This window comes from Providencia lanzhouensis, assembly GCF_050469745.1.
GTDB classification, from domain to species: domain Bacteria; phylum Pseudomonadota; class Gammaproteobacteria; order Enterobacterales; family Enterobacteriaceae; genus Providencia; species Providencia lanzhouensis.
This window is the reverse complement of record NZ_CP174123.1, coordinates 2,625,280-2,643,109: the sequence shown is the minus strand read 5'-3', so window position 1 is coordinate 2,643,109 and position 17,830 is coordinate 2,625,280. Positions and strand designations below refer to the sequence as shown.

The 17,830-nt window shown below is 42.0% G+C and carries 15 protein-coding genes, 1 tRNA gene and 1 pseudogene; 8 read left to right on the top strand and 9 right to left on the bottom strand.

Annotated elements, in window-relative coordinates; translation table 11 throughout:
* Positions 1 to 326: 326 nt before the first annotated feature.
* From ACIH2S_RS12505 to ACIH2S_RS12490, 4 genes are read right to left on the bottom strand one after another with little or no spacing between them, the layout of a single operon-like run.
* A complete protein-coding gene (locus ACIH2S_RS12505) occupies positions 327 to 995 on the bottom strand; it encodes a methionine ABC transporter permease (protein ID WP_036949317.1) in 669 nt (222 codons plus the stop codon).
* Positions 992 to 2,005, bottom strand: a complete 1,014-nt coding sequence (locus ACIH2S_RS12500; RefSeq protein WP_036949320.1) for a methionine ABC transporter ATP-binding protein — start codon at positions 2,003 to 2,005, stop codon at positions 992 to 994. Before ACIH2S_RS12500 ends, ACIH2S_RS12505 begins: the two co-directional genes overlap by 4 nt.
* 54 nt (positions 2,006 to 2,059) lie before the next feature.
* Complete coding sequence (locus ACIH2S_RS12495) at positions 2,060 to 3,469, bottom strand: FAD/NAD(P)-binding protein (RefSeq protein WP_430247514.1); 1,410 nt, start codon at positions 3,467 to 3,469, stop codon at positions 2,060 to 2,062.
* 4 nt (positions 3,470 to 3,473) lie between these two features.
* Positions 3,474 to 4,607 carry a CMD domain-containing protein gene (locus ACIH2S_RS12490; protein ID WP_430247512.1) on the bottom strand — a complete coding sequence of 378 codons (1,134 nt, stop codon included), beginning with the start codon at positions 4,605 to 4,607 and terminating at the stop codon, positions 3,474 to 3,476.
* 242 nt (positions 4,608 to 4,849) lie between these two features.
* Here ACIH2S_RS12490 and ACIH2S_RS12485 point away from each other — a divergent pair, with 242 nt between their 5' ends.
* Positions 4,850 to 5,692 (top strand): MetQ/NlpA family ABC transporter substrate-binding protein, encoded by an 843-nt coding sequence (locus ACIH2S_RS12485; RefSeq protein WP_036949328.1) that lies wholly within the window; start codon positions 4,850 to 4,852, stop codon positions 5,690 to 5,692.
* A 157-nt stretch (positions 5,693 to 5,849) separates the two neighbouring features.
* On the top strand, positions 5,850 to 6,587 hold the full coding sequence (locus tag ACIH2S_RS12480; protein WP_108478557.1) for a cyclase family protein: 738 nt from the start codon (positions 5,850 to 5,852) through the stop codon (positions 6,585 to 6,587).
* A 49-nt stretch (positions 6,588 to 6,636) separates the two neighbouring features.
* Here ACIH2S_RS12480 and ACIH2S_RS12475 read toward each other — a convergent pair whose 3' ends face one another.
* Positions 6,637 to 7,872 (bottom strand): SLC13 family permease, encoded by a 1,236-nt coding sequence (locus tag ACIH2S_RS12475; protein ID WP_108478558.1) that lies wholly within the window; start codon positions 7,870 to 7,872, stop codon positions 6,637 to 6,639.
* 208 nt (positions 7,873 to 8,080) lie between these two features.
* Between ACIH2S_RS12475 and ACIH2S_RS12470 the strand changes: the two genes are divergently transcribed.
* Positions 8,081 to 8,497, top strand: a complete 417-nt coding sequence (locus tag ACIH2S_RS12470) for a GNAT family N-acetyltransferase (protein WP_108478559.1) — start codon at positions 8,081 to 8,083, stop codon at positions 8,495 to 8,497.
* Positions 8,498 to 8,523: 26 nt separating this feature from the next.
* On the opposite strand, the gene ACIH2S_RS12465 is transcribed toward ACIH2S_RS12470, so the two are convergent.
* Both ACIH2S_RS12465 and ACIH2S_RS12460 read right to left on the bottom strand, forming a co-directional pair.
* Positions 8,524 to 8,895: a hypothetical protein gene (locus ACIH2S_RS12465; protein WP_036949337.1), complete on the bottom strand. Its 372-nt coding sequence runs from the start codon at positions 8,893 to 8,895 to the stop codon at positions 8,524 to 8,526.
* Between the two features lie 116 nt (positions 8,896 to 9,011).
* A tRNA-Arg gene (locus ACIH2S_RS12460) sits at positions 9,012 to 9,083 on the bottom strand.
* A gap of 392 nt (positions 9,084 to 9,475) precedes the next feature.
* On the opposite strand from ACIH2S_RS12460, the gene mlaA reads away from it, so the two are divergent.
* Positions 9,476 to 10,225, top strand: coding sequence for a phospholipid-binding lipoprotein MlaA (gene mlaA, locus ACIH2S_RS12455; RefSeq protein WP_108478638.1), 750 nt, complete (start codon positions 9,476 to 9,478; stop codon positions 10,223 to 10,225).
* Positions 10,226 to 10,749: 524 nt separating this feature from the next.
* On the opposite strand, the pseudogene fadL reads toward mlaA, so the two are convergent.
* Positions 10,750 to 12,075 (bottom strand): annotated as a pseudogene (gene fadL, locus ACIH2S_RS12450) (long-chain fatty acid transporter FadL).
* Positions 12,076 to 12,427: 352 nt separating this feature from the next.
* Between fadL and ACIH2S_RS12445 the strand changes: the two are divergent.
* From ACIH2S_RS12445 to sixA, 4 genes are all read left to right on the top strand, one after another.
* On the top strand, positions 12,428 to 12,724 hold the full coding sequence (locus tag ACIH2S_RS12445) for a YfcZ/YiiS family protein (RefSeq protein WP_080675607.1): 297 nt from the start codon (positions 12,428 to 12,430) through the stop codon (positions 12,722 to 12,724).
* Between the two features lie 264 nt (positions 12,725 to 12,988).
* Complete coding sequence (fadI, locus tag ACIH2S_RS12440; RefSeq protein ID WP_108478561.1) at positions 12,989 to 14,308, top strand: acetyl-CoA C-acyltransferase FadI; 1,320 nt, start codon at positions 12,989 to 12,991, stop codon at positions 14,306 to 14,308.
* Positions 14,308 to 16,521 carry a fatty acid oxidation complex subunit alpha FadJ gene (gene fadJ / locus ACIH2S_RS12435; RefSeq protein WP_108478562.1) on the top strand — a complete coding sequence of 738 codons (2,214 nt, stop codon included), beginning with the start codon at positions 14,308 to 14,310 and terminating at the stop codon, positions 16,519 to 16,521. The genes fadI and fadJ overlap by 1 nt, the downstream gene beginning before the upstream one ends.
* A gap of 231 nt (positions 16,522 to 16,752) precedes the next feature.
* Positions 16,753 to 17,238, top strand: coding sequence for a phosphohistidine phosphatase SixA (gene sixA / locus ACIH2S_RS12430; protein WP_108478563.1), 486 nt, complete (start codon positions 16,753 to 16,755; stop codon positions 17,236 to 17,238).
* A 42-nt stretch (positions 17,239 to 17,280) separates the two neighbouring features.
* Here the strand turns inward: sixA and smrB are convergent, their stop codons facing one another.
* Positions 17,281 to 17,826 carry an endonuclease SmrB gene (smrB, locus tag ACIH2S_RS12425; protein WP_036949350.1) on the bottom strand — a complete coding sequence of 182 codons (546 nt, stop codon included), beginning with the start codon at positions 17,824 to 17,826 and terminating at the stop codon, positions 17,281 to 17,283.
* Positions 17,827 to 17,830 lie beyond the last annotated feature (4 nt).

Genomic DNA, 17,830 nt, shown 5'->3' with positions numbered 1-17,830 from the left:
TCGTAAAGCGCGCGAGGTAGCTAAAGATGTTATCAAAGTGACTAAAATATACATTTCATAGTGTTTTTGGTCTCAAGTGGTCAAATAAACATTATGATGTATAGTATTATGATTATATATGAATCATTTAAAATATATTGGTATTTTACTGCATTTTTTAAAATTTAATTTTTAGAAATAGCCTGTTTTTTTATTAAACTCGTGTTAATAGCGACTTTTTTATGTGTAAATATTTTTTGCGGAGGAATTGAAAAGGGAAGAGAGATGGTTAATTGTATGAAAAATAAATAAAAGTCGATGAAGATATTTCATCGACTTTATATTAACTAGTGAAAACGCGCCTTTCTTGCCAAAGTGTCACCAATAAACTGTATTCCTTGCACGATAATCACCAAGGTCACAACCGTAATTGCCATAGCAACATTATCAAAGCGTTGATAACCGTAATTTAGCGCAAGATCACCAACACCGCCGCCACCAACGGCTCCAGCCATCGCCGTTGCCCCAACCAGCGTTATACTGGCAGCCGTTAAGCTTAAAATTAATGATGACTTTGCTTCCGGTAGAATAAAGTGCCAAACAATTTGCCAGTTGGTCGCCCCCATTGCATCGGCAGCTTCAATAATACCCGAATGGACACTGAGCAATGAATTCTCAACCAATCTTGCCGTATATGGCGCAATATAAATGACTAAAGGGACTATCGCCGCGGTGGTGCCAATAGATGTTCCTACCACAAAGCGTGTTAATGGGATTATAGCCACTAATAAAATAATAAAAGGTAGTGAACGGAATATATTAATAATAGGGTTAATAACGCGATAAATACGTTTGTTTTCCCAAATTCCGTCTGGGCGAGTAATAACTAATAAAATTCCCAATAAGATCCCGAATAGCGAACCGAGGACAAGCGCAATACTCACCATAGTGAATGTTTCTGACATGGCCAATAAAAATTGTTTACTTGTCAGTGCTGTTTCAAAAAACTCACTCATACTGTCCCCTTATTCACTGCAACGCCACGATGGCGTAAATAGGCTACGGCTTCATCAATGTGCTGTTTATCGCCTAACATCTGAACAAACATACTGCCTAAAACGACGCCGTTGATCTCTTTCATATTGGCAAATAGAATATTGATTTTAATAATATTTTTGATAATAAGTTCATTCACCACAGGCTCTTGAGCGGATTTGCCTAAAAATTCTAATCGATATACATCCTCTTGATGTTCAAGCTGATGGAGTACACGCTCCGGAATTTTTTCATTGAGCACAGTACCCACAAATTTTTGCGTGGTTGGATGTTGAGGATTGGCAAAAATATCAAGTACTGTGCCTTCTTCAACAATGCGACCGGATTCCATGACGGCGACACGATGACAAATCTGCTCAATGACTTCCATTTCATGAGTGACCAATAAAATGGTAATTTTCTGCTCACGATTGATTTTTTGCAGTAATGCCAAAATAGAGGCGGTCGTTTGCGGATCCAAGGCAGATGTTGCCTCATCACACAGCAAGATTTGTGGATTATTAATCAACGCTCTCGCTATTCCAACACGCTGTTTTTGCCCACCAGAAAGCTGGTTAGGGTATTGGTGTTTCTTATCGCTTAATTCAACGTATTCAAGAATGTTATCTACGCGACGGGCAATTTCGTGCTTATCAATGCCAAGTAAAACCAGGGGCATAGCAACATTCTGTTCGACAGTCTTGGTTTCCAACAAATTGAAATGTTGGAAAATCATTCCGATACTTTTTTTATGTGTCCGTATTTGCGATGGGGTATGCTCCGCCAAATTGTGCTGATCGACCTTGATGGCGCCACCGGTAGGCTTTTCTAATTGATTGACTAAGCGGATCAAGGAACTTTTACCTGCACCGCTATAACCAATAAAACCAAAAATATCACCTTTATTGATATGCAAATTAATATCTTGTAGAGCGACTAAGGATTGCCCATTTTTTTCATAAATCTTTTGGACATTGTTAAATTCAATCATCCTTTACTCCACATTTTCAATCAATTGTACACGCTGAGCGGGTGGTAAGGCAGGTTACCATTCATCACCTAATAACTCATTTTCTGTACTGGTTTTAACCAACTCAAGGTGCTGTTGCCGATGGGCTAGATACAACTTGGCAGCAATATGATCCGCTAAACGCTCAGCTCCGGTATTGGTGCCTGGGATCAAGCCAATTAAGGGGCCCATGCTGAGCGAAGCGCTTAAATTGAAGCAATAAAAGTGGTCGATAAACGGAAACTCGTAACCCGATTTTGCTTGCAATTCAAAGTGTTCACCAAGATAGGGATGCGCGGCAAGTTCATCATTCTCCTCACCTTTAGGTGGGGTATAAACATCTCTCCACGTTTTAATAAACGGCGCTAGGCGATGAAATGGGCTGTATTTTTGCCAATTTAGTCGGTAGCCAGTCGCTAAAATGAGGTAATCAAAAGAGAAATCCCCTTGGTTGGTGGAAACGTGCAATTTATTCTCTTTGACGGTGACATCATTGACTTGTGTATTGAAGTTAAAATAAGCATGTGTATGACGAGAAACTCGTAGTGTACTACCATGAGGGGCAGGGGTTTTCGCTTTCAAAACATAATCGGCATAATGCCATTTTTGCGCATCGGTAAAATACCCATAGGCATTGGTAAAACCGGCACTTCCGGCGACCTTTCCTCGGTTTACTCGGGGCATCTCTTTTGCTCGGATCAATAACTCAACAGACTTAGCACCATGTTCTAATGCAGTGGCTGAACTGTCCATAGCCCCCGCACTGTAGCCTACAACGCCAATATCTAGCCCGTTAAATCTCTCATAGTTGCTACCCGCATATGAATGCTCCCAGTATTGAGTTGGAATTTTATTCATAAATTCTGGGATGTTAGGTTCGCTAAATGATTCCATGCCGGTTGCAATGACAACATGCTGAGCAACAAAAGAGGTCTGCCCATTGGGAGTGTCAAACGTTAACTCACGGCCTTGAGGGATTAATTTAACATCAACTAATTGGTGCTGATTTAGCAGTGTGGGTGCCGTCATGGTTTTAAACCATTGTAGGTACTCACCCCATTGTAAGCGTGGGATTTTATCGAGATTTTCCCACACATCATCGCCAAATTGAGCTTTAAACCAGGCTTGGAATGTTAAAGAGGGGGATGCAAGAGCAGGGCCGACAACCTGTTTAGGTGACCGCAAGGTTTCCATCAAGGCTGGCGTTTGCCAAGGACCTTCTTTGCCTGAGGGCGCTTGGTCAAAAACGATAGCGTTAATTCCCCGTAATTTTAAGGCAAAAGCCGCCGTTACTCCCGACATGCCCCCACCGATAATGGCGACATTAATCTTTTGTTTATCAAGATCTTCATCTGACAACGACCATGAGCTAATCGGTAAATTAAGATACTGCAAATCCTGATTTATTTGCGCCTCTAGAGCCGCTAATCCAATGACCTTATCCATGGTATTACTCCTTATTTTCAGGGAGTTCAAACGGTTCTCCCAATGTCAGCATTAAGCGATTAGCCCATGAAAAAAATGCACTGGATTGAATTAAATCGAGTAACTCTAGTTCCGTTAACCCTAATGAGCGTAGCTGATCGATTTGCTCAACTGAGGCTTGAATAGGCGTAGTAGAGAGCGAAGCAACAAGAGAAACGATAGCTAAAAGCCTCGATTCATAGCCTTCAGCAAGCACATTTCCTGCGGGTGTCGCCAGCAGTTTCTCGACATCACCGAGATGTTCTTTTGCATACTGGCTAGCTTTGCGCGCATGAACTGAAGCGCAATAAATGCAGCCATTCACTTTACTGACCGCAGCAGCAGCAAACTCTCTCTCCCAGCGAGGTAGCCCACCTGAGGTATAAAAAATACCTCGGTCTATCTGTGTACGTAGCGCTAAAATCTCGCTTTGATGAGCTAACAGAAGGAAATATTCAGAATTTAATTGCCCATGTTTTTTCAGCGTTTGAGTTTCATCGTCACTTAACGAATTGACATCTCGCGCAGATAACCAAGACTCCCAACCTAATTGCTGCTGTGTAAAGGCGGTCGGTGATGGTTGCCCTAACTGTGTTGTCGTTGCGTGGTTCCAATTTCCTGCCAAAATTGGAAAGTGTTGGTCTGCTTTATTATCTGAATTCTGGTTTTGTCCAATTAATAATTCCAGGCCAGCAACTAAGCGGGATTGATAAGTGACAAAGGTAATTAACTGAGCCAATAAAATAATATCGGGCTCAGACCATCCTTGCTGAATAAATTGTTGTGTTAAAGCATAATCAGCTTGATTTGGATTGCTGGCTAATATTCGCAGATATTTCTCTGCAAGCGTAATCTCAGGTGTTATTTCGACGATGGATTGTGATGATAATAATTCAGCATAATATTTTGCGAGTAATATTGAACCAGTAATTTTCGCCACGGAAAGCGCAAAATAGTATTTCACATTTAGAGGCAATATTTGAGATGGCACAGAAAAAACAGCCTCAAAAGCGGCTTGAGTATTTTCTGTTGCAACCGGTCTTTCTGCGCGGTTTTTCGCTAATTCTGAGTCTGGTGTCAGGTTAAGAATATTGTTAATTAAATCAAATTTTACTGTCATAAATAACTCACTTTATTTAAATTTTTTTATCTCCTTTATTACATATCAATCACATCATTATTCGAACTACCATTTTGTTATATCGTTATAACCATTTTGGTTTGATTCATTTTTATATTCATTTCTATTTAAGTTATAACGAACGGATCTAAGACGTTAAATAAATCCTGTTTATACTCCGGTCGATTGGCAATATTAAAAGCTGAAAGTAATTAAAAAGTAATCACCATAGGAAATTTCAAATGTTCAAACAAAAAATAATAAATTTATCTTTAGTGGCAACCGCAATCATTTTATTGGCAGGATGTGGTGATAATAAAGAAAAAGACAGCTCAGATAAAAAGCAAATTACTATTGGCTTCGGTGTTGGGAATTATATCGACCAAGTCGATAAAGGCATTGTACCTATTTTAGAGAAAAAAGGTTACCAAGTGACGTTACGTCAGTTTTCACAAAACAGGCAAATTAACCCTGCATTTGAAGAAGGGGCAATTGACGCATCAGTAAACCAAAGTCGCGCTTATATGGAAGCGTATAACCAAAAAAATAATATTAATATGGTCGCATTGGCCGATTCACCAAGCGCACCGCAGAGTTTACGTTCGAATAAACACAAAACGCTGAATGATGTGCAAGATGGCATGATTGTCGCGCTGTCAAATGACCCTGTAAACGCGGAACGTGGAGCTCGAATTTTAGAGCAACTGGGTTGGATTAAAATCAAACCGAATGTCAGTACGCTCAGCTTTAGCGTCAATGACATTGAACCTGCAAAATATAAGCTCGATATCCGTGAAACAGATGCCGCGCAAGGTTTACGTCTATTGGATGATGTGGATTTTGTAGTAGTGAATGGTAATTATGTGGCGAGTGCAGGGCAGCGTATTGCGGATGGTTTGGTTGTTGAAAATTCACCGCTTGAGCATCGCGTTGTGGTTTCTGTGCTACAAAAAGATCTCGACACTCAATGGGCTAAAGATTTAAAAGAGGCTTTTGAATCAAAAGAGTATGCAGATTATATTCGCTCTCAGCGTATTTATGATGGTTTTATTGAACCTGCTGCATGGGCAAATTATTCTAAATAATATTCGAATCTTCGTTGCCAATTTGGTGAAAAATTGGCAACGGATTGTTTAGAAAGATAGACAAACGTCATAGAGTTGGTTATTACCTATTCAGAATAAATAAAAATAGCAAAATAAAATTGTCTTGATAAAGACTAAAACCAGATAGGGGAAAATGATGGCTAACGAAGTTTTAAATGCACTAAAGGTATTAAAATCCAAAAAATGGGTGGATTTAACGCACAGCTTTGATAAAGATTCTCCTCATTTCTTTATGTTTGACTCTGCAGAATTTAAAACATTATTTGGCTACTCTGACGGCTTTTTTGCTCAGCAATTTACCTTTCCTGGGCAATACGGCACGCATATTGACGCACCTTGCCATTTTGTTGAAGGAAAACGCTTTTTACATGAATTGGAGCTGCAAGAGTTAGTCTTACCGCTGATCGTTATCAACCAATCTGAGCGAGCGGCACAAGACCCTAATTTTGCATTTTCTCGCGAAGATGTTTTAGCTTTCGAGCGTGAACATGGGCGAATCGAACCGGATAGTTTTGTAGCACTACGCACAGATTGGCATAAGCGCTGGCCTTCTCAAGAAGCCATGGATAATAAAGACGCAGAAGGTAATAATCAAATCCCGGGATGGGGTATGGATGCGCTCAAATTTTTATTTGAAGAGCGTGGCATTAAAGCCATTGGGCATGAGACATTTGATACTGATGCAGCGAAAGATTTTCGCCAAAATAACGCGCTATTAGGTGAATATTACGTATTAGAACAAGATACTTACCAAATAGAGTTGATGGCGAATTTAGATCAATTACCGACTCGTGGTGCTGTGATTTTTAATATTGTGGCGAAACCCAATAATGCTAGTGGGTTTCCTGTGCGCTCATTTGCTATTCTTCCCTGAAAATCCTAAACGCCTTTCTCAGTTAAATAGGCTGAGAAAGGCGTTAGTTTTATAACGCGAATAAAATCCATGCAGTGGCTAATAGCATACAGAGAACGGCAACAATTCCCCCAGATTTTGCAAATTCTGAGAATGAAATTTTCACACCATAAGCCGCCGCTTGTTCCACAACAATAATGCCCGCCAAGCTACCAAACACAAACAAGTTACTGGAAAAACCAGAGCCAAGGACTAATGCGGCGCCTAATGCATCAGCGTTACCGTCAGGCGTTAAAAAAGGCACCAGCAGCATGACAGAGGGGTTATTTCCGACAATAGTGCTGAGAACGCCGGTTACTAAAAATAGAATGAATGGGTTATTGAGTTCAACACCATGAGCGCGTAAATCATTCAACATTTGCTGCGGTAATCCTGTTCCAGCAAATGCCGCGTTGACGACAAATAATCCCATGATTAATAGTAATAAATTCCCATCCACTAACTTAAGCATATCGCTAGATGCAATGGAGCGGTTCAGTAATAGGAAACCCGCTGCCGTTAATGCGATTAACTCTTTTGGTATATCACTCACCACAAAAGCCACAATCACGGCGAGTGTGATCACACCGGCTTTAGCAGTTTCCCATGTATCGAGTGGTGTTGGAGGAGAGACCGTTTTAGGGGTATTAGTCGGCTCTTTAGCTAAGTACCAGCGGTTGCGATATAACCACACCAATACCAGCCAGGTGAGCGGTAAAGATAATAATGCCGGTATTGCCGAGGATTGTAATAAGCCCACAAAGGAAATATCTAGCCCCTGTGCCGCGATCATATTTTGCGGGCTACCAATCAGCGAGCCGGTTGCACCGTTGTTGGCGGCAAAACAGAATCCAAGCAGAAACGGAATGGGGTTAAGCCCGCGAGATAGTGTGATGGAGACCAATAATGGTGTCATCGCGACGACAACCACGTCGTTGGTTAACAGTGCGGAAAGTAATCCGCCAACGGCGATCAGTACGGCAAGCAGTGTAGGCGCACTGACTTTGAGCATCGCCACGCGATCGGCGGTCCAACTATAAAAGCCGGAAACCACAAACGAAGCGGAGACCACCATCAAACCAAATAGCATGCCGATAGTGCGGTAATCAATGGCATTCCAGGCATGAGGTGGCGTGATGCTGTCGATGGCCATCATGGCTAATGCACCGATGACGGCGGCGCCCGTTCTATCAACTTTAAAGCCGGGTAGTTTGCCAAATGCCATGGCGATATAGACCAACACAAAAATAATAATGGTAAGCGTCATATTATTCACATTTTTTCTGAAAGATTAGGGGGATTTTACGGTGAATAAAATTACAGGCAAGATAAAAAATGTTTAGTTTTTAATTAAGTAAATGGTGTCTAACTAGGATATTCGTAATACGATGTTATACGGACAGTAAGCGATAATTAATTTGTTGGCGGGATGTTTTCTACATCATAAAAATATCGATAAATAAAATGAGGTTGTTATGAAAGTTACAGTTACACATGATATTACCCCTGAAGATAAAGAAGAGTTATTTACTGGTCTAAGAAGCTACAACCGATCTTTTTTGCAAAATAGCTATTTTGGGCAACTTGGTGTGTATAGCAAGGATGAAAATGGGATCATGCAGGGTGGGCTTCTCGCGTCAATTAAAGGTCGATGGTTATGTATTGATTATCTGTGGGTGGATGAGTCAATGCGTAAGAATGGATTAGGTAGCCAATTAATGCACGTCGCAGAAGAAGAGAGTAAAAAACTCGGCTGCCACAATGCATTAGTGGATACTTTTAGTTTCCAAGCTTTGCCATTTTATGAAAAACTGGGTTACGTGAAACAAATGTCTCTCCCTAATTTTCCGGAATTAGGCATGCAACGCCATTATCTTTCTAAAGAAATATAACAATCTTCATGGCACCAGTTTATCTTTTAGTTCATGTGAGCTGATGGGTTTGTTGGTAAGGATTGGCTATCTATCCATTGAGATAATATTTGTTTTGCAGTTAATCTCAATGGTGTATTTGTCGCATTAGACGAATTTAAATATTGCGTAGAATATTCTAACAAGTATCCATTCTTAAAAATAAACCAGCGGTCTGTTATTTTTACTGTGGCTTCTGGTTGTTGTTTATCATGATAAACCATTAGCTGATAACCATCCTGCCTCGTTTGCTCATCCGGCGTTCCTTCTATTTGCATCACTTGGTTTGATGTCATCCCTGTCATAACAACAGAAGGCGATTTTTCCATCGTACAACCTATCAGAAGAATACCAATTAATAAGGCAAAAAGTGTTCGCATCGTGGTCAGTCCATCAAATAGGGATATAAGCAAAATACTATAGGGGAAGAAGTAAAAGCGAAATAGGGCGAAGAAAGATTGGGAAAGTTCTTGGGGGAGTGCTTAGTGCAGGAATCTGTCCCCTGCAGGAATCGAACCTGCAACTAGCCCTTAGGAGGGGCTCGTTATATCCATTTAACTAAGGGGACATTGAGATGCTGCGTAATAGCGCTTGGCATTTTACTGGCCACCCTCCATTGAATCAAGCTGTTACAGCCAAATTCTCTGCTTTTATCTTTTTTATTCTTTTCTTTGTTGGTTTTTTAAGCATCTTGCAGTTTAGCCTAAAATTATTTCAGATAAGTCTATCTCTATGTTAATACACTAATTAATGACATTTACTGAAGCAACCCTGGCGTTTGGGGGGATTCGTATGTATTTCTTATGATAAGTTGATAATTAAATAGGTTATAATTATATCTATATGGCAATTAAACCACTCAAAACGCTTAGCATGTTTTTCTATTTGCTTTTATGATAAAGCGATTAGTAATAACGATAAAAACACCATGGCAAGGTGGAATAAAGGATGGAGAGAATGATGAAGTTTCGCATAAGTAGCGTTCTTCTCGCGGGAGTTTTAATGGCTGGATGTGCGAGCGTTGACCCAGAAACGCAGCAGCGTTCAGACCCGTTAGAAGGCTTTAACCGAGCAATGTTTAACTTTAACTATAATGTCTTAGACCCATATGTCTTAAGACCTGTAGCCGTTGCTTGGAATGATTACGTGCCAATGCCTGCTCGAAACGGACTCAGTAACTTTCTTGGCAACCTTGAAGAACCGGCCAGTATGTTAAACAGCTTTTTCCGTGGAGAAGTGGAGCAAGGCTTTAAGCACTTTAACCGCTTCTTCTTAAACTCAGTGTTTGGTATCGGTGGCTTAATTGATGTTGCTGGCATGGCAAACCCTCAGTTAGTCAAAGAAGAGCCAAAGCGTTTCGGGAATACACTAGGCTACTATGATGTGGGTTATGGCCCATATGTGGTTTTACCGGGTTATGGCAGCGCAACATTGCGTGAGCAAGGTGGTGATCTAGCGGACGATCTCTACCCAATGCTGAGTTATTTAACTTTCTGGATGTCTGCGGGTAAATGGGCACTGGAAGGGATTGAAACCCGTGCAAGATTACTTGATTCGGATGGATTGCTGAAAAGCTCTTCCGACCCTTACTTAATGTTCCGCGAAGCTTACTTCCAACGTAATGATTTCTTATCAAGAGGGGGAACGCTGCAACCAGCAAATAACCCAAATGCGGCAGTCATTGAAGGAGAGCTGGATTCGATTGATTAATTAGTTGATCGATTGATTTGGTGGGGTTTATCACTCTCTATGTTTTTTAGACATCAGAGAGTGATAAATAAACTGCTAGTCATTGTCCTGTTTTCCTCGTTGGATGACTGTGTCAATCACGGCACTGACGACTAACACGCTAACAAAGCTTATAGTGAATAATGTTCCCATAATGCCCTCCTATGTTTTTTCCATGATTTTCCTCAGATGGTAGCTTAGTGAGCAACTCTACTGCTTCTTCATGTCAAAAAAATGAAGGGCAGCATTGCAGTTAAAAATCGATATCAAAATGATTGAGTGGATATTTATGACTGGGATCAGTACATGAATAAGCCGCGGGAATGTTTTTAACAATAAAATAACATCGGGCTATAATTAATATATAAATCTGTACAAAAAAAAGTCAAGAAAAAATTTGGCTTGAGGATGTTTTTTCTGCGAAGAGCATAAAAGGAAAGTGGGCAAAGGAAGAGATAGAAAAGGAGATATCAGGGGACCGAACTCCCCCGATAAGATATAACTGATTAGAATGTATAGTTAAAGTTAATACCTGCTAACCACGCTGAACCTTCTGATTTAAAGTTGTATACAGGTGAAGCGATAGGAAGTTTGTCACTTTCGATCAGTTTTTCACTGATATTGACTTTTTTACCGTACATATAAGCTAATCCAAGATCTACAGAGGCATTTGGTGTAAATGCATAGGTGGTTCCTGCAGTTAACCAATAACGATCTTGATCTGGGATGGAAATTGAACGGTATTTAGATGGTACCGGACTTTCATCGTAAGCAATACCCGTACGGAATGTCCAATTATCATCATAGAAATAGGTCGTACCGACAGCTAAACGCCATGCATCTTTAAAGTTTTCTGGTTTGTGGAACAGGACTTCACCATCACTTTTTCTATAAGCTGTTAAATCTTTGAAGGTGCTCCAGCCAGTATAGGCAACGCTATAGTGCAGCGCCCATTTAGGGTCAACTTTATGGTAGCCAGAGAACTCCCAGATATCAGGTAAATTTAAGTCTAAAGTTCCTTTTTCTGTTGCTCCACCAGTGCCGTTGAGTAGGCCTTTTGGTAGATCGTTAGAGAACTTACCATTTTCAAATTTTACTTTTACTTTTGAGCGGTAGGTAAAACTTAAACGGTTATCTTGGTTGATTTCATATAGTAAGCCAGCATTCTAGCCATAGCCCCAGTCATCACCTTTAAGCTTTGCCATAGTTGTACTTGCTGGGAAGGGGGGAAGTGCTCCGTGACTGATAATTGGCGCTAATGCACCTAAGTCACCAGCATGGCGAGTGATTTCAGCGTCAGCATAAACGGCATTCGCACCTACACCAAAACTAAAATTATCGTTAATACGATAAGCGCCACTTAAATTCAAGTTAACAGTTTTTAAATCCGTTTTTCCACCGATAGGGCCTGCTGCATAATTTTTATTAAAATCGGTAGCTAAACCAAAGTTAGTGGTCATTGAGGTACCGACAGCCCACTTATCATTAATTGGGAAGATAAAGTGTGCGTTAGGGACTAGCGCACTTGGGGCGATATCGTTGGCTGTAGTATTGCTATTAAGTGGTGAGCCACCTTTACCTTTAATATCAACACTTGGGTTAATGTGAACTGCACCAACAGAAATAGTTGGTCGATCAAATAACATCATTGCAGCTGGATTGCGGCTGCCTTCACTTGCGTTGTCGCCGACGGCTCCTGCGCCTGAAAATGCACGTCCTAGGGCTGAGGTTGAATATTCATTCAGCAAAAAACCAGCTGCACTTGCATTGGAAGAAATAACAGCCACTGCGATTGCTAAAGCTGATCGAGCAAATAGGTTTTTCTGGTTCATGACCAAAACCCTCTTGTATGTTTTATTTAAATAAGCGACTTCTATCGCAAGAAGCGCTGAATTGTAGGGTCGCTTGCCTCTACGACAAATCAGACCAGTTCAATGAGTATAGGTCTGACCACTGGGGATGTTGCAAGGTTGTTTTGTTTTTGTGCGATTTTTCTTTTCGAAAATGCGATGCAATTAACAAAATGGCAACATTTGTGTGAGCTTAACGAGTAATAAGTGCTCATATAAGGAGCTAGATCAAACTTATATTGAATTATTAGCAACTAAATTTGATATCACTAGTGTTTGGCACTTTTTCAGCGTTATGATACTTACTTAACAGTTTGTTCATTGGGAGAATAAAATGACTGATGCGATTAAACGTTGTAGCGCGGATGAAACAGCTGCGTGCTGCTGTGTAGATGTGGGTACAGTTCTGGAAAATAAAGATTGCACCGCATCGTATCAGCATGTTTTTGCGACTCAGCAAGAAGCTGAAGCGATGCTGAAAACACTCACAGAAAAAGCCAAATCTGTTGAGTCAGAACCGTGTGAAATTGCTCACTCAATCAACCCTGTTGCGGGTGGTGTAGAGTTATCGGCTCACTTTACATTTAGCTGTGAAGCAGAAAGTCTGATTTTCCAATTAGGCTTACGTTAATCAAACGTTTGAATTCCTTTTTGAAGCCCATTAACTCTATTATTTCGCGGATGCGTCATTTTTAGAAGTGAATGGGTTTTTTATTACTCAAAACTTACCTAATTTCCCCTCTTTATTGCCAATTAATTGTAACTTGTGTGTGAGCTCGCATTTTTTATCGACGTTGATTGATAAATGTGAAGAATATGTTAACAATCGATACAGGTCAGACCTCTTAATTTAATCACAACAATTCTACTTATTTTTCTTTTAGCAGGAGCGACCATGAATCAACTCTCCCACCATGGCGATAATAAGCATGCCACAAAAGAAAGGATTGCTATCGTTAGTGGATTACGTTTGCCTTTTGCTAAGCAATCTACCGCTTATCTCAATATTCCAGCCGTGGATTTAGGCAAAACCGTCGTTGCAGAACTATTACATCGTAGTGATATTGACCCGTCGATTATTGAGCAATTGGTTTTTGGACAAGTGGTTCAAATGCCTGAAGCACCTAATATTGCGAGAGAAATTGTGTTGGGTACGGGTATGAGCGTATCGACGGATGCTTACAGTGTTTCTCGCGCCTGTGCGACCAGCTTTCAAGCGATTGTGAATGTCGCGCAAAGCATGATGGTGGGGGATATTTCCGTGGGTGTCGCGGGTGGCGCAGATTCATCCTCTGTGCTGCCTATCGGCGTATCAAAAAAGCTCGCAGCCACACTATTGGCGCTAAGCAAAGCCAAATCATTTGGGCAAAAATTATCGCTTATCAGTAAATTACGCCTGAAAGATTTAGCGCCAGTTGCACCTGGTGTCGCGGAATACTCCACTGGATTACGCATGGGAGACACCGCCGAACAGATGGCGAAAAGTTACCATATTAGCCGTGAGCAACAAGATGAATTAGCCCATCGTTCTCATTTGCTGGCTGCCAAAGCTTGGAAAAGCGGGGTGTTAGAGCAAGAAGTGATGACCGCATATATGCCACCATACAAGCAGGCATTCTCGCAGGATAATAACGTGCGTGAAAATTCCGTGCTCGCTTCTTATGCGAAACTCAGACCTGCCTTTGATAGAAAACACGGTAGCGTTACCGCAGCCAACAGCACGCCATTAACGGATGGGGCGGCTGCTGTGTTGATGATGACCGAATCTCGAGCAAAAGCATTAGGTTATACCCCGTTAGGGTACATCAAAAGTTATGCTTTCTCGGCAATTGATGTGTGGGAAGATATGCTACTGGGACCATCCTATGCCACACCGATTGCCTTACAAAGAGCAGGGCTTACTCTGCAAGATTTGACTTTAATTGATATGCACGAAGCGTTCGCAGCTCAAACTCTCTCCAATATTCAAATGTTTGCCTGTCAAAAATTTGCCCAGGAAAAGCTTGGCTTGTCGAAGGCGATTGGGGAAATTGATATGGACAAATTTAATGTGCTGGGCGGTTCTATTGCTTATGGTCATCCTTTTGCCGCGACAGGGGCGAGAATGGTGACTCAAACATTGAATGAGCTACGTAGACGTGGTGGCGGGTTTGGGCTAACTACCGCTTGTGCGGCGGGTGGGCTTGGTGTGGCAATGATTTTGGAGGCGGAATAATGACGCAACATTCAGCAGTCATCACAGAACCTGCATTCACGTTAAAGGTAGTCAATGGCAATGTTGGGGTGATTTATATTGATGTTCCTAATGAAAAAGTGAACACCCTAAAGGCGGAGTTTGCGCAGCAATTTCATGCCATTTTACAACAAGCACAATCGACATCTGGTCTGAAAGGCTTGGTGATCACCTCCGGTAAAAAAGACAGTTTTATCGCAGGAGCAGATATTAGCATGATAGCTAACTGCACCAGTAAAGAGCAGGCGAGTGAGCTATCTAAGCAGGGGCACACTCTGTTCGATAAGATTGAAAATTATCCGCTGCCGATTATTGCAGCTATCCACGGTGCATGCCTAGGTGGTGGCTTGGAGTTAGCGCTCGCTTGCCATGCGCGCATTTGTTCTGATGACGATAAAACCAAACTGGGTTTACCAGAAGTGCAGCTAGGGTTACTGCCAGGATCTGGCGGCACTCAGCGCTTACCGCGTTTAATTGGGATCCCAAATGCCTTAGACATGATGCTGACAGGACGCCAATTAAAAGGTAAGCAAGCGTTAAAAATGCGATTAATCGATGACGTAGTTCCGGTTTCGATTCTACTGGACACGGCGGTTGAGCTGGCGCAGAAAGGGGGCGTAAAACGTAAACCTCTCCCTTGGCAACAGCGTTTACTCAGTAGCAAGTTATTGCGTAATAAAGTTTTCTCCAGCGCGAAAGAGAAAACATTAAGTAAAACCCAAGGACACTATCCGGCACCAGAAAAGATTATTCAGGTGGTGAAAGCGGGTATGAATAGCGGGCTAAAAACGGGATTCGCCGAAGAAGCTAAAGCGTTTGGTGAACTGGCGATGACACCAGAATCTGCCGCATTACGTAGTTTATTTTTTGCCTCTACCGCATTGAAAAATGAAACTGGGGCGGACGCTAAACCAAAAACTATCAAACAAGTGGGTGTGCTTGGTGGTGGCTTGATGGGCGGCGGGATCGCTTATGTGAGTGCGGTATTGGGTAAATATCCGGTACGCATTAAAGATATTTCGGACAAGGGTATCGCTCAAGCTCTGCGTTATAGCTGGGATCTGCTTTCTCAGCGAGTGAGTAAAAAGCGCTTACAGCCTCGGGAGCGGGATGCGATTATGGCTCGAATCTCGGGAACATTGACCTATCAAGGATTAGAGTCAGCAGACATTGTAGTGGAGGCTGTGTTTGAAGATCTGGCACTGAAACGTAAAATGGTGCAAGAAACCGCAAAAATGTCAGATGGCAAAGCGATTTTTGCCTCAAATACCTCTTCGTTACCTATCCATCGTATTGCGGAAGGTAGCCCTCATCCAGAGAAAGTGATTGGGCTGCACTATTTTAGTCCTGTGGATAAAATGCCGCTGGTGGAAGTGATCCCTCATCAGCAAACGGATGCCACTACTATCGCAACCACGGTTGCCTTTGCTAAGCGCCAAGGTAAAACAGCCATCGTCGTTGGTGATGATGCGGGCTTCTATGTGAACCGTATTCTGGCACCTTATTTGTGTGAAGCGGCTCAATGTCTTGTGGAAGGCGAGGCGATTGACCATATTGATAAGGCATTAGTGAAATTTGGTTTCCCTGTTGGACCTTTCCATCTACTTGATGAAGTGGGTATTGATGTTGGAACCAAAATTTTACCGATTCTCGTTGAACGTTTTGGCAACCGCTTTAAAGCCCCTGACGCTCTCGACAAAGTGGTCAACGATGACCGTAAAGGGAAGAAAAACGGTCGTGGTTTTTATGTTTACGGGCAGCCAAAAAGTAAGCTGGCTTTCTGGAAAAAATCCACAAAACGTCAAGTTGACCAGGGTATTTATTCACTGATTAACATTCACCCCTCAACGTCAACGAACCAAACGGATATTGCTCAACGCTGCGTTATGTTAATGCTCAATGAGGCTGCACGTTGTTTAGATGAGAAGATTATCCGTAGCGCGCGAGATGGGGATATTGGTGCGGTATTTGGAATTGGTTTCCCGCCATTCTTTGGGGGGCCTTTCCGTTATATGGATAGCCTTGGCCTCAGTAAAACCGTGGAAACGTTGCAACACTTAGCGGAAAAACATGGTGATAAGTTTGTGCCATGCGACTTATTGATTGAAATGGCACAGTCTAACCGCACGTTTTATTCGGTGAATGATCATGAAAAAAATGCATCTTCGACGGAAGAAAATAGCGATATTCATTAAGCGATAATCGCTGTCTAATCAACCTGATGCCGCAGTTAAACGCTGTGGTTATCAGGTTTTTTTATGGCTGAATAACGAAAAATGTCAGTAAAAAACAATGTAAATCATTTTATTTGCAACGGGTTTGTTGCAGAATCTCTCCTCACCCCAACTGATGGTTATCTTTAACAATAATTATCTTAACAAAAAGACCCGCGTTCTCCTGTGGGACTGCGGCACAGATGGTGAATTATGCAAGTTTATATTATGCGTCACGGTGATGCTGCAATTCAGGCGGCGAGTGATTCAGCGAGACCATTAACCCAAAAGGGAAAAGATGATTCGGTACTGATGGCGAAATGGCTAAAAGCCCGCCAACCTCAAATTGATACAGTACTCGTGAGCCCCTATTTGCGCGCGGAACAGACATTACAAGTGATGCGTGAGGAATTATCGTTGCCAGCGCAAGCGCAAATCATGGAAGGGCTAACCCCCGGAGGAAATGCGGATTGGGTTGCCTCTCAAATTCGAGATTATGCATTTAGTGGTGCCAAGGCAGTTTTGGTGGTTTCGCACCTGCCACTGGTCGGCTATTTGGTCTCGGAGTTATGTCCCCACGAAGCACCACCAATGTTTACAACATCGACGATTGCATGCGTTGAGGTGGATACTGAGCAGATGAAGTGTCACTTAGAATGGATGCTCAGCCCATCGCAGATTTCGTTGGCCCAATCTTAAGTTTGAGCACCCTAGGGGATGAAAACTAAACGAAGTGAGTGCTTAACGGCGAGCACTCTCAGTCGTTTCAATTAATAATAGCAGCGAAGCATTGCCACCCCACTCTTTAGGGGCTTGGTGAAAAGCGACAATATCAGGATGTTGGGCAAGCCATAGAGGTGTTTGCTGCTTCAAAATATGCTTACCGTGTCCATGCATGATGCAGGCACAATGCACATTTTCCCGCTTACAGGCTGCAATTAACGCGCCAATTTCTTGTTTCGCTTCCATTTGGGTTAACCCATGGAGATCCAGAAATAACTCCGGCACATAGTCTCCACGACGTAATTTTTTCAGCTCATACGGGTTGGCATCCGGTCTTAAATAACGAGTAGGACCTTCATTATCTAGCTGTGGTTGAAATTCATCAGAAAAATAAAACGAAGCATCCACTTGTTCTTGCTGAACTTTTTTACTGGATGGTTGAGTGACTTTCGCACGAATAGGGGCATGCACTATTTGGTCTTGGTGAATTTTCTTAGCACCTTGAATAGCGTCTTTAAAGAGATTGATGTCGCCGTCTTCTAAGGCGAATTTATTTTTAGTCATTGTT

Bases quoted from the DNA above. Each gene is read 5' to 3' on its own strand.
- ACIH2S_RS12495 (WP_430247514.1), bottom strand. From the start codon at position 3,469: ATGGATAAGGTCATTGGATTAGCGGCTCTAGAGGCGCAAATAAATCAG.
- fadI (WP_108478561.1), top strand. From the start codon at position 12,989: ATGAATCAACTCTCCCACCATGGCGATAATAAGCATGCCACAAAAGAA.
- sixA (WP_108478563.1), top strand. From the start codon at position 16,753: ATGCAAGTTTATATTATGCGTCACGGTGATGCTGCAATTCAGGCGGCG.
- ACIH2S_RS12445 (WP_080675607.1), top strand. From the start codon at position 12,428: ATGACTGATGCGATTAAACGTTGTAGCGCGGATGAAACAGCTGCGTGC.
- ACIH2S_RS12470 (WP_108478559.1), top strand. From the start codon at position 8,081: ATGAAAGTTACAGTTACACATGATATTACCCCTGAAGATAAAGAAGAG.
- ACIH2S_RS12500 (WP_036949320.1), bottom strand. From the start codon at position 2,005: ATGATTGAATTTAACAATGTCCAAAAGATTTATGAAAAAAATGGGCAA.
- ACIH2S_RS12480 (WP_108478557.1), top strand. From the start codon at position 5,850: ATGGCTAACGAAGTTTTAAATGCACTAAAGGTATTAAAATCCAAAAAA.
- ACIH2S_RS12485 (WP_036949328.1), top strand. From the start codon at position 4,850: ATGTTCAAACAAAAAATAATAAATTTATCTTTAGTGGCAACCGCAATC.
- ACIH2S_RS12490 (WP_430247512.1), bottom strand. From the start codon at position 4,607: ATGACAGTAAAATTTGATTTAATTAACAATATTCTTAACCTGACACCA.
- smrB (WP_036949350.1), bottom strand. From the start codon at position 17,826: ATGACTAAAAATAAATTCGCCTTAGAAGACGGCGACATCAATCTCTTT.
- fadJ (WP_108478562.1), top strand. From the start codon at position 14,308: ATGACGCAACATTCAGCAGTCATCACAGAACCTGCATTCACGTTAAAG.
- ACIH2S_RS12465 (WP_036949337.1), bottom strand. From the start codon at position 8,895: ATGCGAACACTTTTTGCCTTATTAATTGGTATTCTTCTGATAGGTTGT.
- ACIH2S_RS12475 (WP_108478558.1), bottom strand. From the start codon at position 7,872: ATGACGCTTACCATTATTATTTTTGTGTTGGTCTATATCGCCATGGCA.
- ACIH2S_RS12505 (WP_036949317.1), bottom strand. From the start codon at position 995: ATGAGTGAGTTTTTTGAAACAGCACTGACAAGTAAACAATTTTTATTG.
- mlaA (WP_108478638.1), top strand. From the start codon at position 9,476: ATGAAGTTTCGCATAAGTAGCGTTCTTCTCGCGGGAGTTTTAATGGCT.